This is a genomic window from Reyranella sp. (assembly GCF_965228225.1).
In the GTDB taxonomy this organism is placed as follows: Bacteria; Pseudomonadota; Alphaproteobacteria; order Reyranellales; family Reyranellaceae; genus Reyranella.
In genome coordinates this window covers 2,813,095-2,827,124 of record NZ_OZ245801.1, presented here as the reverse complement: position 1 = coordinate 2,827,124, position 14,030 = coordinate 2,813,095, and the positions used below count along the sequence as shown (strand labels likewise).

Here is a 14,030-nt window from a genome sequence, read left to right as displayed (position 1 = left end):
CTCGCGCGATTAGGGAAGACAGGATGAGGACGGGCAGGTTCATCCTTACCGGGGCGCCGGGGGCGGGGAAGACGGCGGTGGTGCGGCAGCTCGAGCTGGAGGGCTTTGGCGTGGTCGAGGAGGCGGCGACCGACGTCATCGCCCTCGAACAGGCCAAGGGCGTCGCCGAGCCGTGGACCGACCCGGGCTTCATCGACCGGATCGTGGCGCTGCAGCGGCAAAGGCGCCTGGCGGCGTCGGGAGAGGTCCAGTTCCACGACCGGTCCGCTTTCTGCACCGAGGCCCTGGCGACGTTCCTCGGTCATCCGCTCTCCGACCCGCTGCGTACGGAGATCGAAGAGCTGAAGCGCTCCGGCTTCTACGACCGCCGCGTCTTCTTCGTGCGGCTGATGGGCTTCATCGAGGCCACGGCGGCGCGGCGGATCGGCCTGGAGGACGCACGGCGCTTCGAGGCAGTCCATGAGCGCACCTATCGCGCGCATGGCTTCGAGCTGGTCTCCATCGACCCGGGAAGCGTGATAGACCGGGTGGCTGCGATCCGCCGGTGTGTCGAGGTGCCATTGCCCTAGGCACGCGGCGGGTCGCGCCCCATATCGGGGTGGACGCAAGGAGTGCCGAATGAACGTTGTGCTGGGCGATCTGCCGACCTGGAACCTGTCCGACCTCTATTCCAGCCCGGGCGGGACGGATCTCGGCGCCGACCTCAAGCGCGCCGCCGCCGAGGCGGACGCCTTTGCGAAGGATTACGAGGGCAGGATCGTCAGCCTGGACGGCAAGGCGCTGGGCGCTGCGATCGTCCGCCTCGAGGCGATGAGTGACCTGCTGGGCCGCATCGGCTCCTACGCCCAGCTCTATTCCGCCCAGGACCAGTCCGACCCGGAGCGCAACCGCTTCGCGCAGGACATTTCCGAGAAGCTGAACGACATCGGCTCTAAGCTCCTGTTCTTCCGGCTCGAGATCAACAAGATCGAGGATGCGGACCTGGCCGAGAAGCTGAACGCGCCGGAACTGGCCAAGTACGGGCCGTGGCTGCGCGACGCGCGCCTGTTCCGACCGCACCAGCTTTCCGACGAGCTGGAGAAGTTCCAGCACGACCAGTCGGTGGTCGGCAGCAGCGCCTGGTCGCGCCTGTTCGACGAGACGATCGCGCGGCTGCGCTATCCGTTCGGCAACGAGATGCTGAGCGAGCCGCAGATCCTCGACAAGCTGTCGAACAAGGACGAAGCGGTGCGCAAGGAGGCCGCCAAGTCGTTCGGCAAGGTGAAGGGCGACAATATCGCCGTCTTCTCGCTGATCACCAACACGCTGATCAAGGACAAGGAGATCGACGATCGCTGGCGCAAGTACGCCCGCCCGCAATCGTTCCGCAACCTGGCCAACGTGGTCGAGGACGAGGTCGTCGACGCGCTCGCGGCCTCGGTGAAGGCCGCCTATCCGAAGCTGTCGCACCGCTACTACAAGCTCAAGGCCCGGTGGTTCGGCGTCGAGACGATGCCCTACTGGGACCGCAACGCGCCGCTGCCCGAGCATGACGACCGCACGATCCCCTGGCCCGAGGCCGAGAAGATCGTGCTCGATGCCTACAACGCCTTCTCGCCCGAGCTGGCCGAGGTCGGCCGAAAGTTTTTCGGCAGCGGCTGGATCGACGCACCGGCGCGGCCCGGCAAGTCGCCGGGCGCCTTCGCCCATCCGACGGTGCCGTCGGCGCATCCCTATCTGCTGCTGAACTATCAGGGGAAGGTGCGCGACGTGATGACCCTGGCCCACGAGCTGGGCCACGGCGTGCACCAGGTGCTGGCGGCCAAGCAGGGCCCGCTGATGGCCGACACACCGTTGACGCTCGCCGAAACCGCCTCGGTGTTCGGCGAGATGCTGACCTTCCAGTCGCTGCTCAAGACCGCGCCCGACAAGGCCACGCGCAAGGCGATGCTGGCCGGCAAGGTCGAGGACATGCTGAACACCGTGGTGCGCCAGATCGCGTTCTACGATTTCGAGTGCCGCATCCACATGGCGCGCCGCGAGGGCGAACTGACGCCCGACGCGATCGGCGAGATCTGGATGGCGGTGCAGAAGGAAAGCCTCGGTCCGGCCTTCACCTTCGACGACGAGTACAGGCACTACTGGTCCTATATCGGCCACTTCATCCACTCGCCGTTCTACGTCTACGCCTACGCCTTCGGCGACTGCCTGGTGAACTCGCTCTACGCGGCCTATCAGGCCCAGCCCGATGGCTTCCAGGAGAAGTATCTCGACATGCTGCGGTCGGGCGGCGTGAAGCGTCACAAGGAACTGCTGGCGCCGTTCGGTCTCGACGCGTCCGATCCCGCCTTCTGGGACAAGGGCCTCGAGGTGATCTCGGGCTTCATCGATGAACTCGAGAAACTCTGAGGTGGCCTTAGCACCAAAAGACCTCATGCTGAGGAGGCCGCGTCGCGGCCGTCTCGAAGCATGGGAACGCGCACCCCGATCTTTGCCCACCCTTCGAGACGCGACCCTGCGGGCCGCTCCTCAGGGTGAGGTGGTTTTGTAAGAATCATGGCCTCTGACGAAAAGGACTCCCTCGGCGGGCGGCTCGGGCGCTATGCCCGGGTCGGCACCTCGGTCGGCGGGCTGGCCGTAAAGCTGGCCGGGCAGCGCTATCTCGGCTTCGGCCTCGATCGCGACAAGCATGCGGGCGAGCTGAAGGCGGCGCTGGGCGGGCTGAAGGGTCCGCTGATGAAGGCGGCGCAGTTGCTCGCCACCATCCCGGACGCGCTGCCGCCCGAATATGCCCGCGAGCTGGCGCAGTTGCAGGCCAATGCGCCGGCCATGGGCTGGGCCTTCGTGCGCCGCCGCATGGCCTCGGAACTCGGGCCCGACTGGCAGGCCAAGTTCGCCCGCTTCGACAAGGAGGCGTCGTTCGCCGCCTCGCTGGGCCAGGTCCACCGCGCGACGCTGCTGGATGGTCGCGAAGTGGCGGCCAAGCTCCAATATCCCGACATGTCCTCGGCGCTGGAAGCCGACCTCAACCAGCTCAAGCTCGTGTTCGCGATCGGCCAGCGCTTCGATCCGGCGATCCGCACCGACGAGATCCATACCGAAATCACCAACCGCCTGCGCGAGGAACTCGACTATCGCCGCGAGGCCCGTCACGCGGCGCTCTACCGGCACATGCTGCGCGACGAACCGCAGGTCCATGTGCCCGGCGTCGTCGACTCCCATTCGACCGAGCGACTGCTCACGATGGACTGGCTGCAGGGCGAGCCTCTGCTCAACTGGAAGACCCGTTCCCAGGAGGAGCGCGATGCGCTGGCCATCGCCATGTTCCGCGCCTGGTACGTGCCGTTCTATTTCTACGGCGCCATCCACGGCGATCCGCATCTCGGCAACTATTCGGTGCGGCCGGACGGTTCGGTGAACCTGATGGACTTCGGCTGCATCCGCATCTTCCCGCCGCGATTCGTGCGCGGCTCGATCGAGCTCTATCGCGCGCTGATGACCGACGACGAGGCGCGCGCCGTCGCGGCCTACGAGGATTGGGGCTTTACGGGCCTCAGCAAGGAGATGGTCGCCATCCTCAACCGCTGGGCCGCGTTCCTCTATGGCCCGCTGATGGACGACCGGCCGAGACGGCTCACCGAGGGCATGGCCGAGGGCTATGGCCGCGAGATGGCGCAGAACGTGTTCGGCGAGCTGCGCAAGATGGGCGGCGTGCGGCCGCCGCGCGAGTTCGTGTTCATGGACCGCGCCGCGATCGGCCTCGGCTCGGTGTTCATCCATCTCCGCGCCTCTATCAACTGGCACCAGCTCTTCGAAGGCATGATCGATGGCTTCGATGTCGATGCGCTGACCCATCGGCAGGACCTGGCACTTAAAGAGGCCGGACTCGAGGACGCGAGCCAGCCGTGAACGTCCTGGTGACCGGCTCCTCGGGCTGGCTCGGCCAGACCCTGGTGCCGAGGCTTGCGCGCGACGGGCACAAGGTCGTGGGGCTCGATCCCGAACCGGGTGCCACGACGGGTGTGGTGGGGTCGGTGGTCGACCGCGGGCTGGTCCGTCGCGTCATCCGCGACGAGGGCATCACCGCCATCGTGCATGCCGCGGCCCGTCACAAGCCGCATATCGAGACCCATGACAATTCCGAGTTCGTCGCCGTCAACGTGCAGGGCACGCTGAATCTGCTGGAGGAGGCGGTGGCGCCGGGCTCGCCCGTCGACCGCTTCGTCTTCACCTCGACGACCTCGCTCATGATCTCGCAGGAGATTCGTGACGGGAAGGCGGGCGGCGCCAAGGCGGCGGTGTGGATCGACGAGACGATGACGCCGCTCAAGCCGCGCAACATCTACGGCGTCACCAAGCTCGCGGCGGAGGAGCTGTGCCGCCTGTTCAATCACCTGCACAAGCTGCCGGTGCTCGTGCTGCGCACCTCGCGGTTCTTTCCCGAAGAGGACGACATGGCGCATGCCATCGCCCAGTCGGGAGAGAACACCAAGGCGAATGAATTCCTGTTTCGCCGGCTCAGCGTCGAGGACGCGGCGGAGGCGCATGTCGTCGCCCTGGCCAAGGCGAAGGTGGTCGGCTTCGACACCTTCATCGTCTCGGCGCCCTCGCCGTTCACGCGCGAGGATTGCCACGACCTGATCTCCGATGCGCCCGCGGTCGTGGCTCGCCTGTTCCCCGAGTATCGTGCGCTCTATGGCCGGCGTGGCTGGACGATGTTCGACACGATCGACCGGGTCTACGACGCCAGCAAGGCCACCCGGGTGCTGGGGTTCACCTGCCGCACGGGCTTTCGCGAGGTTCTCGCGGGGTTGCGTTAGCGGCAACTAAATCCGGCCTGCCGGCGTTTCATCGCAATGCGTACCTCCACTCCCAAGCGGCTTCTCGCGGCCGCTGTGCTTATCGCGGTCGCTACGGCTCTATCGGGTTGCGGCGTCGTTGCTTTCCCGGTCAGGGTCGCAAGCGCAACGGCCAAGGTCGTTCCGGTCGCAGGCGATGTCGTCGCCTACCCGCTGGATACGACCGCCGACGTGATCGACTAGCCGCGCACCTTCGGCATCATGATCAGGTCCCAGGGGCTGGGGACGTCGCCGTGCGGGACCCAGACGAGGGCGGGCGCATTGAGCGCGAACGCCTTGTGCAGCGCGTCCTCCAGTTGCCGGGCGTCGAGCGCCTTGAACGAGGCGATGCCGAAGGAATCGGCCAGCTTCGCGAAGTCGGGGTTCTGAAGGTCCGAGGCGATCAGGCGGTTGCCATAGCGCTCCTGCTGGATGCGCTTCACGTTGCCGAAGGCGCCGTTGTCGAACACCACGACCACCACGGCGATGTTGTGCCGAGCGGCGGTCGCCAGCTCGCCCACCTGGTACATGAAGCCGCCGTCGCCGGCGATCGCCAGGACCTTGCGGTCGGGCATCGCGGCCTTCGCCCCCAAGGCCGTGCCGAACCCCCAGCCGAGATTGTCCTGGTAGCCGGGCGACAGGAACGTGCGCGGCTTCTCGATGGGCAGCGCCACGCGCGAGGCGAAGCCCATCTGCGAGACCTCGTCGACGAAGATGCCGTCCTCGGGCAGCGCGTTGCGGATTGCCTTCAGGAAGGAGAGTTGCGGTTCGAGCGTCGACAGCCGCCCGGCGAACCAGGCGCGATGGCCGTTCAGCTCCTCGGCGCGCGAGGTGCGCTTGCGACTATGGCGGCCGAGGGCCGCGATCAGCGCCCGAAGCTGCGGCGCGGCGTCGCCGACCAGCGCGGCGTCGGGCTTGCGGAAACGCTCGGGTTCGTCGGGATCGATGTCGACCCGCACGACCTTGAGTCTGTCGTCGATTCCCCAATTGCCGTTCTGGATGAAGAAGCGCGTGCCGACCGCGAGCACGGCATCGGCGTCCTTCCACAGCCGATGGCCGATCGGCATGTCGACGGCGAGCCGATGCGAGGAGGGGACGATGCCGCGGCCGCGACGGTAGGAGCTGACCGGCGCCTCGAGCATCTCGGCCAGCCTGATGATCTCGTCGGACGCCTCCATGGCGCCGCCGCCCAGCACGATGATCGGCCGCTCGGCCTGGCCGAGAATCCGCGCGGCCGTCTCGATCGCCTCGTCGTCGATCGACTCCGGCGGCAGGGGCAGCGGCGCCTCGGGGATCACCACCTCGCTGCGTTTCGCCCAGGTATCGAGCGCGCATTCCAAAGCGACGGGACGTGGCCGGCCCGAGGTGGCCTGCCAGATCGCCTGGCTCACCAGGGTCGGCGCCTCCTGCGGACTGCGGATGCGCTCGGCCCACTTGGTGATGTGGCGCATGAGGCCGAGCTGATCGTGGATCTCGTGCAGGTGGCCGTGGCCCTTGTCGATGTCGGACTGCGGGATCTGCCCGATCAGGCCGATCACCGGCGCATTCATGCCGTAGGCCGTGAGCAGGGCCGCGCCGGCATTGAGCAGGCCGGGACCGGGCACGACCCCGAAAGCCTGCGGCTTGCCGGTCGCGAGCGCCGCGCCCAGCGCCATGTAGGCTGCCGTCTGCTCATGGCGCGGATGGATCACGCGCAGCCGGTCCGAAGCATGATAGAAAGCGTCGAACAGCGGATCCTGGTGCAGGCCGGGCAGGGCATAGACCGTGTCGAGGCCGTGCAGCAGGAGGGTTTCGACCGTGGCTTCGGCGGTGCTGAGGCGGGGCATGCGGGCTCTCTTGGATGACGACGGGTCGGTGACGGGAGTGCGATCAGGGCGATGACATGCGGTTGATGTTGTACGCGGTGCTCGCGCTGGGCGCGATGGCCCTCCTGATGTCTCTCCTGTCATGGCTGGCCGAGCGCCGGCTCGAAACGCTGGCCGCGGCCTACATCACCGACGATCCGGCAAGGCTCCCCGATGTGCCGGTGGCGCTCGTGCTGGGGGCCGCGCCGATCGGTCCGGAGGGCGGGCCCAATCGCTACTTCGTCTACCGGCTCGACGCGGCAGCCGCGCTCTACAAGTCGGGCAAGGTGAAATACCTGCTGGTGAGCGGCGACAACAGCCGGGCCGACTATGACGAGCCGACGGCGATGCGCGAGGGGCTGATCAAACGCGGTGTGCCGCCCGAGGCGATCTACCGAGATTTTGCGGGGCTTCGCACGCTGGACTCCGTGTTGCGGGCGGAATCGGTGTTCGGCCAGACGCGCATGATCATCGTCTCCCAGCGCTTCCATCTCTCGCGTGCGATCTTCCTCGCGCGCGAGCAGGGGATCGAGGCCTGGGGCTTCGAGTCCCAGGATGTGAAACGCGCCTACAGTCTCATGACCGAGCTGCGGCGTTATCCGTCGGCGTTGCGCGCCTATTTCGATGTCTGGTTCGACACGCCGCCCAAATATACGGGCGCGCGCATCGTCATCGGGAAAGATCCGCCGAATTGATGTCGTCCTGAGCGAGCGAAGCGCCCGTGCTTGACGTCCAAGCAATGACCTCACCCTGAGGAGCATCGCGCAGCGATGCGTCTCGAAGGGTGGGAGCGCGCACCTTGCCTGTTGCCCATCCTTCGAGACGGCCCTTCGGGCCTCCTCAGGATGAGGCTGTAGGGCAACGGCACCGAGAAGCGCTAGCGCGGTTTCGGCGCGTCCTTCGAGTTGGCCCAGCCGCGGAACTCGGGCACCGGTGAAACCACCGGCCTGCCGGCGAAATGGTTGTCCAGGTTGCGGCAGACGAGGTCGGTCATGCGGCGCTGGGCGTGTTGCGTGCCGCCGCCGAAATGCGGTGTCATCACCAGCTTATCGAGTTCCAGAAGTTCGGTGCCGGTGTAGGGCTCCTCGTCGAACACGTCGAGGGCCGCGCCTTCGATGACGTCGTTGCGCAGCGCGTCGGCCAGGGCCGCCTCGTCGACCGCCCAGCCGCGCGAGATATTGACCACGTGGCCGCGCGGACCCAGCGCCTTCAGCACCTCGGCGTCGATGATGTGCCGGTTGGAGGCATCCGAGCGCAGGCAGACGATCAGGTAGTCGCACCAGGTGGCGAGCGCCATCACGTCCGGGAAATACGGGAAGTCGACGTCGCTGCGCTTGCTGCGATTGCAGTAGCCGATCTCGACATCGAAGCCCTTGAGGCGCCGGGCGACCTCCAGGCCGATGGCGCCGAGGCCCAGGATGCCGACCTTGCCGCCGGTCAGACCGGCGATGGCGCCGAAGCGGTTGGGGATGCGCTGTTTCCACTCGCCGCGACGGATCATCTTGTCGGCGCGCACCAGACGCCGCGTCGAGGCGAGCAGGATGCCGACCGCGAGTTCGGCCACATCCGGTGCATTGGCGTCGGCGCCGTGCGTTATCATGATGTTGCGCCGCCGCGCCGCTTCGAGATCGACGCGCTCGTAGCCCGTGCCGTAGCAGCAGAACAGCGAGAGCCTCGGCAGGGCCGCCATCATGGCGTCCGAGAGGCCGACGCTGCCGGTGCTGACGATCGCCTGCACCGTGGCCGCGGTGCCGGGCGGGATGTCGGCGACGGTGGGCGTGGGATTGTCCATGTGCCCGATGATCTTGCAGCGCTCACTGAAAGAAGCGAGCGTCGCCTTTGTGAAATGGAAGCCGGTCAGGATGTGCGGTTGGTCAGGCATGGTCGAGCCGTAGCATGTGACACACGCGTCGGTAAGCGGGAGGCGTCCGCGCGGCGAAAAACCGGCTTGGCAAAGAACGGATCGCTGTGCAAGGTGCAGCGCACGAAGCGTCCCGCCGCGGTCAAACGGATCTGAAGCGCCCCATGAAAATCGCTATCGTCAAAGAACGCAGGCCCCACGAAACCCGTGTGGCCGCCACTCCCGAGACGGTCAAGAAGCTGAAGGCGCTGGGCGCGGAGATCACGATCGAGGCCGGCGCCGGAACGGTCGCCGCCTATACGGACCAGGCCTATGGCGAAGCCGGCGCGACGATCGTGCCGGACGCGGCCTCGGCCATCGCCGCGGGCGACATCGTCTTCAAGATCCAGCGGCCGATGACGGCCGAGGAAGGGCTCGACGAGCTCGGCCTGCTGCGCCAGGGCCAGACCCTGATCTCGCCGCTCGGGGCGCTGACCAACAAGGAGCTGGTGGAGGCGCTGGCGTCGCGCGGCGTCACCTCGTTCGCACTCGAGCTGATCCCGCGCATCACGCGTGCGCAGTCGATGGACATTCTGTCCTCGCAGGCCAATCTCGCGGGCTACAAGGCCGTGCTGGTGGCCGCGAACAATTACGGCCGCATCTTCCCGCAGATGATGACGCCGGGCGGCACGCTGTCGCCGTCGCGCAGCTTCATCATGGGTGTCGGCGTTGCGGGCCTGCAGGCGATCGCCACGGCACGCCGCCTCGGCTCCGTCGTCACCGCGACCGACGTGCGCCCGGCGACCAAGGAGCAGGTCCAGTCGCTCGGCGCCAAGTTCGTGGCGGTCGAGGACGAGGAGTTCAAGGCGGCCGAGACCGCGGGCGGCTACGCCAAGCAGATGAGCGCCGAATACCAGGCCAAGCAGGCCGCCCTCGTCGCCGACCACATCAAGCTGCAGGACATCGTGATCACCACCGCGCTGATCCCCGGCCGCAAGGCGCCGGTGCTGGTGACCGAGGAGATGGTCAGGAGCATGAAGCCCGGCTCGGTGATCGTCGACATGGCGGTCGAGCAGGGCGGCAACTGCCCGCTGTCGGAGTTTGGCAAGGTGGTCGAGAAGTACGGCGTGAAGATCGTCGGTCCGGCCAACCTTCCGGGCGAGCTGGCGACCGACGCCTCGGCGCTGTTCTCGCGCAACCTGCTGAACTTCATCACGCCCATGGTCGACAAGGAGACCAAGGCGCTCACGATCAACCTCGAGGACGAGGTCGTGAAGGGCACGCTGGTCACCCGCGACGGGCAGATCGTGCATCCCTCGCTGACCCAGGCTTAGGAGCGGCTCCATGGACGACAAGATCGCAGGCGAGGCCTCCAAGCTCGCGACCCAGGCGCAGGACGTCGCCTCGCAGCTCAAGGCCCTGGCGCAGCAGATCACCGACGCGGCGGCGGCGGCCCCGGTCGCGATCCCCGACGGGCACATGCCGTTCGTGGCGCTGCTCACCATCTTCGCGCTCTCGTGCTTCGTGGGCTACTACGTGGTCTGGCGGGTGACCCCGGCGCTGCATTCGCCGCTGATGGCCGTCACCAACGCCGTCTCGTCCGTGATCATCGTCGGCGCGCTGCTGGCGGCGGGCCTCAAGGGGCTGGGCGCCGCCCAGCTCTTCGGCTTCATCGCCGTGGCGCTGGCCGCGGTGAACATCTTCGGCGGGTTCATCGTCACGCACCGCATGCTGTCGATGTTCAAGAAGAAACCGGTCAAGAAGTAGTCGGCGGGAGCAAGGGATGTTTACCCAGGAACTGGCCGCCTACGGCTATCTGATCGCCGCCATCTGCTTCATCATGGCGTTGCGAGGCCTGTCCTCGCCCACGACCTCGCGGCAGGGCAACCTGTTCGGCATCGTCGGCATGGTGGTGGCCATCGGCGTCACCGTGCTGTCGCCGGGCGTCCTCTCGCCCTGGCTGATCCTGGCCGGCCTGGTGATCGGCGGCGCGGTTGGCACTTTCGTGGCCCTGCGAATCCAGATGACGGCCCTGCCGCAGCTCGTGGCGGCCTTCCATTCGCTCGTCGGCCTCGCGGCGGTGTTCGTCGCGGCGGCGGCGTTCCTCTCCCCGGAGGCCTTCGGGATCGGGCTGCCCGGCAAGATCAAGGCCCAGAGCCTGATCGAGATGGGACTGGGCACGGTCATAGGCGCCATCACCTTCACCGGCTCGGTCGTGGCCTTCGCCAAGCTGCAGGGCCTGGTCTCGGGCTCGCCGCTGATCTTCAAGGGCCAGCATCCGCTGAACGCGTTGCTGGGCATCGCGCTGGTCGTGCTGCTGGTCTGGTTCGCCATGCGCGGCCACACCTCGACCTTCGTCCTGCTGGTCGTGCTGTCGCTGGCGCTGGGCTTCCTGCTGATCCTGCCGATCGGCGGCGCCGACATGCCGGTCGTGGTGTCGATGCTCAATTCCTATTCGGGCTGGGCGGCGGCCGGCATCGGCTTCACCCTGGGCAACACCGCGCTGATCGTGACCGGCGCGCTGGTCGGCTCCTCGGGCGCGATCCTGAGCTACATCATGTGCAAGGGCATGAACCGCTCGATCTTCAACGTGATCCTGGGCGGCTTCGGCACCGACAGCGCGGCGGCCGGCGGCCCGGCGGTGAAGAACGACAAGCCGGTCAAGGCCGGCTCGGCCGAGGATGCGGCCTTCCTGATGAAGAACGCCCAGTCGGTCATCATCGTGCCCGGCTACGGCATGGCGGTGGCGCAGGCCCAGCACGCGCTGCGCGAGATGGCCGACCTCCTGAAGAAGGAAGGCGTGCAGGTGCGCTACGCCATCCATCCGGTGGCCGGCCGCATGCCCGGCCACATGAACGTGCTACTGGCCGAGGCCAACGTGCCCTACGACGAGGTCTTCGAGCTCGACGACATCAACCGCGACTTCGCCTCGACCGACGTGGCCTTCGTGATCGGCGCCAACGACGTCACCAACCCGGCCGCCAAGACCGATCCGAAGAGCGCGATCTACGGCATGCCGATCCTCGACGTCGAGAAGGCGCAGACCGTCCTGTTCGTGAAGCGCGGCATGTCGTCGGGCTATGCCGGCGTCGACAACGAACTGTTCTTCCGCGACAACACCATGATGCTCTTCGCCGACGCCAAGGTGATGTGCGAGAACATCGTGAAGTCGCTCGAGGGCTCCTCGCATTAGCGAACCGGCGCAAGCCGAGGCAACGCCGGGGGAAGGGGCCAAGCCTTCCCCGTCCGAGACAATCACCATTCATCAGAAGATGCCGTTCGGCTCGCGGTTCGTGAGCGGGACGATCGCCATCGCGATGGCCATCGGGTTCGCAGCACTTGGCTGGTGGCTGTGGCGTTCGTTCGTCCCGACGCACCCGGTGGCGGCCTATGTCTACGGCTTCATTGTCGTCGCAATAGGCGCATCAGGTCTTTATCTCACCGTCAGGAATCTGATCCGGCCGGTGCCTTTCGCGATCCAGATCTCCGACAAGGGGATCACGGCCTACCGGGGGCGCTCTCCTGATCTGATCCTGTGGTCCGATATCAAGGGCGCGCATGCCGCGATCGAGGGCAGTCAACGGGTAAGCGTGCCGATAATTGCACTGGAACTTGTCGATCCTCGGTCCGTCTACGCACGGCTGGATTCCGACAAGCCACGATGGCTGGGCCCAGACACCGGATTGCGCCCCAAATACTATCCGCTTGCGTCCACCGGCCTCGACATGAAGCCGGAGCAGATACTCCTGGCGGTCACCGGGGCCATCCGTCGATGGGGGGCAGCCGATCCCGATCCTTCGCCCGAAACGAACTACTCTCCTGTGTTCACTCGTTTGCCAGGGCGAGCGCCGTTCGCGATAGGCTTGATACTGCTCGTTGGTCTATTGACGGCACCCTTCGCCTTTCTCAGTCCTCCGCGCTGGGTCGAAGCGGCGGAAAATTGCGACGTCCGCAATCGATATGACGTCCACAGTCGATTTGATGGCAGGCAGTGGAGGGCCGCGAAAACGACGACCGCCACCTGGACCGGGCCCTGTGTCGCCGGGCGCGCACAGGGCCAAGGCGTGCTCGAGTGGTATCGCGATGGCGTATTGACGGTGCGCTATTCGGGAGAAATGGAAGGAGGCCGGATCACCGGGCGCGGGGTGTTGACCGAATCCCAAATCCGCTACGAAGGCACGTGGGAGGACGGGGGACTGCGCGAGGGCATGGCGACCTATCCCGGCGGCCGGCGATATAGCGGCAAATGGGACAGCGGAGATTGGACAAGGGGCGTACTGACGGTGCCGGGCGGCTATCGCCTGGAAGAGCGCTGGTATCGAAAACAGCTCACCGGCAAGAACATCGCCCGGGGACCGCAGGGACAGTACGAAGGCAACTGGACCGACGGCGTTCCTGAAGGCACGGGCGTCTTCGTGACCAGTGACGGTCGACGCTTCGAAGGAAAGTGGCGTGCCGGTCGGCCCGTCGATCCCGAAGTGGCTCGTCTCCAGGATCAGGAGAGATGGGATTGCTTGTGGGAGATCACTTCGAGACGATTGAGTGCCAGAACGGCGATATGCAGAAGCCGGTAATGCCCACAGGTCCAACCTATCGCGCCGTCATCTTCGACATCGGCGGCGCGGTCGATCTCGAATTCGCCTGGGAGATGGCGCTCGACGGCGCGATCGCGTCGGCCTGCGGGATGGAAGGCATCCGCGTCGATCCCGCGATGGTCGAGGAGGCGTCCGAGCAGGCGGTGGCTGCCTTCGCGCCCGATGTCACGCTTCACATGATCGAGACGCTCTGCGGCGGCGAGCCCACGACGGTGGCGCGCGTGGCGCGACGCGTGGAGGCGATGACGGGGCAACTCGATGCCTTCCAACTCCGGCCGGGCATCGAGGACCTGCTGAAACGCCTCAAGGACAAAGGTCTGGTGCTGGGCGCGCGCGAGCCACGCTGGGAGCGGCTGGAGCGTGCAGGAGTGGCGGCGCTGTTCGTCCCAAATCCCGGCGTACCGCCGACCGAGTGCATCCTGGTGGGTGACCGGATCGACGTCGACATCGCGCCCGCCAAGGAAGCCGGCATGGCGACTATCCAGTTCCGCTCCGGCCGCTGGCGCCGGCAGCGCCCGCGCTCGGCGGCCGAGACTCCCGACGCCGTCGTGACCGATGTGGCCGAGCTGGAAGCGGCGATCCTGGAACTATTGAACGGCTGACAAACAAAAACCCCCGGGGATGCCGGGGGTTGTCGTCTCGTGCGAGGAGGGGAGGACTAGTAGCCCTCGCGCTCCATGCGCTTGCGCATCAGCTTGCGGGTGCGGCGGATGGCCTCGGCGCGCTCACGGGCGCGGCGCTCGGACGGCTTCTCGTAGTTGCGGCGGAGCTTCATCTCGCGGAAGATGCCTTCGCGCTGCATCTTCTTCTTCAGGACGCGCAGCGCCTGATCGACGTTGTTTTCACGAACGAGAACCTGCACTTCGATCGCTTCCTTCCAATGCGGCTTGGCCCACGGATGTCCCGGGGCCTGAATTCCAGAGGCCGGGTAGGT

At 66.7% G+C, this 14,030-nt stretch carries 14 protein-coding genes; 11 read left to right on the top strand and 3 right to left on the bottom strand.

The window, feature by feature from the left end; all coding sequences use genetic code 11:
- Window positions 1–23 precede the first annotated feature (23 nt).
- The 5 genes from ACO07K_RS13600 to ACO07K_RS13580 all read left to right on the top strand — a co-directional run bounded on the left by ACO07K_RS13600 (window position 24) and on the right by ACO07K_RS13580 (window position 5,021).
- Window positions 24–569 (top strand): AAA family ATPase, encoded by a 546-nt coding sequence (locus tag ACO07K_RS13600; RefSeq protein ID WP_422036463.1) that lies wholly within the window; start codon window positions 24–26, stop codon window positions 567–569.
- A gap of 49 nt (window positions 570–618) precedes the next feature.
- The gene (locus ACO07K_RS13595) at window positions 619–2,388 is read left to right on the top strand and encodes a M3 family oligoendopeptidase (protein ID WP_422036462.1); all 1,770 of its coding nucleotides are present in this window, start codon (window positions 619–621) and stop codon (window positions 2,386–2,388) included.
- Between the two features lie 147 nt (window positions 2,389–2,535).
- A complete protein-coding gene (locus ACO07K_RS13590; protein ID WP_422036461.1) occupies window positions 2,536–3,888 on the top strand; it encodes an ABC1 kinase family protein in 1,353 nt (450 codons plus the stop codon).
- A complete protein-coding gene (locus tag ACO07K_RS13585; protein ID WP_422036460.1) occupies window positions 3,885–4,799 on the top strand; it encodes an NAD-dependent epimerase/dehydratase family protein in 915 nt (304 codons plus the stop codon). The genes ACO07K_RS13590 and ACO07K_RS13585 overlap by 4 nt, the downstream gene beginning before the upstream one ends.
- Before the next feature lie 36 nt (window positions 4,800–4,835).
- A complete protein-coding gene (locus ACO07K_RS13580) occupies window positions 4,836–5,021 on the top strand; it encodes a DUF6726 family protein (protein ID WP_422036459.1) in 186 nt (61 codons plus the stop codon).
- Here ACO07K_RS13580 and ACO07K_RS13575 read toward each other — a convergent pair.
- Window positions 5,018–6,643, bottom strand: coding sequence for a thiamine pyrophosphate-dependent enzyme (locus ACO07K_RS13575; RefSeq protein WP_422036458.1), 1,626 nt, complete (start codon window positions 6,641–6,643; stop codon window positions 5,018–5,020). The two genes, ACO07K_RS13580 and ACO07K_RS13575, sit on opposite strands and share 4 nt — an antisense overlap.
- Before the next feature lie 56 nt (window positions 6,644–6,699).
- Between ACO07K_RS13575 and ACO07K_RS13570 the strand changes: the two genes are divergently transcribed.
- Window positions 6,700–7,356 carry a SanA/YdcF family protein gene (locus ACO07K_RS13570; RefSeq protein WP_422036457.1) on the top strand — a complete coding sequence of 219 codons (657 nt, stop codon included), beginning with the start codon at window positions 6,700–6,702 and terminating at the stop codon, window positions 7,354–7,356.
- A 182-nt stretch (window positions 7,357–7,538) separates the two neighbouring features.
- Here the strand turns inward: ACO07K_RS13570 and ACO07K_RS13565 are convergent, their stop codons facing one another.
- Window positions 7,539–8,543 (bottom strand): 2-hydroxyacid dehydrogenase, encoded by a 1,005-nt coding sequence (locus tag ACO07K_RS13565; RefSeq protein WP_422036456.1) that lies wholly within the window; start codon window positions 8,541–8,543, stop codon window positions 7,539–7,541.
- A gap of 143 nt (window positions 8,544–8,686) precedes the next feature.
- Here ACO07K_RS13565 and ACO07K_RS13560 point away from each other — a divergent pair, with 143 nt between their 5' ends.
- From ACO07K_RS13560 to ACO07K_RS13540, 5 genes are all read left to right on the top strand, one after another.
- Window positions 8,687–9,835 carry a Re/Si-specific NAD(P)(+) transhydrogenase subunit alpha gene (locus ACO07K_RS13560; protein ID WP_422036455.1) on the top strand — a complete coding sequence of 383 codons (1,149 nt, stop codon included), beginning with the start codon at window positions 8,687–8,689 and terminating at the stop codon, window positions 9,833–9,835.
- Window positions 9,836–9,845: 10 nt separating this feature from the next.
- A complete protein-coding gene (locus ACO07K_RS13555; protein WP_298308254.1) occupies window positions 9,846–10,268 on the top strand; it encodes an NAD(P) transhydrogenase subunit alpha in 423 nt (140 codons plus the stop codon).
- Window positions 10,269–10,284: 16 nt separating this feature from the next.
- Complete coding sequence (locus tag ACO07K_RS13550; RefSeq protein WP_422036454.1) at window positions 10,285–11,694, top strand: NAD(P)(+) transhydrogenase (Re/Si-specific) subunit beta; 1,410 nt, start codon at window positions 10,285–10,287, stop codon at window positions 11,692–11,694.
- A 79-nt stretch (window positions 11,695–11,773) separates the two neighbouring features.
- Window positions 11,774–13,075, top strand: a complete 1,302-nt coding sequence (locus ACO07K_RS13545; protein ID WP_422036453.1) for a hypothetical protein — start codon at window positions 11,774–11,776, stop codon at window positions 13,073–13,075.
- Window positions 13,075–13,698, top strand: coding sequence for an HAD family hydrolase (locus ACO07K_RS13540; RefSeq protein ID WP_422036452.1), 624 nt, complete (start codon window positions 13,075–13,077; stop codon window positions 13,696–13,698). Before ACO07K_RS13545 ends, ACO07K_RS13540 begins: the two co-directional genes overlap by 1 nt.
- A gap of 56 nt (window positions 13,699–13,754) precedes the next feature.
- Here ACO07K_RS13540 and rpsU read toward each other — a convergent pair whose 3' ends face one another.
- Window positions 13,755–13,958 (bottom strand): 30S ribosomal protein S21, encoded by a 204-nt coding sequence (gene rpsU / locus ACO07K_RS13535; protein ID WP_020696578.1) that lies wholly within the window; start codon window positions 13,956–13,958, stop codon window positions 13,755–13,757.
- Window positions 13,959–14,030 lie beyond the last annotated feature (72 nt).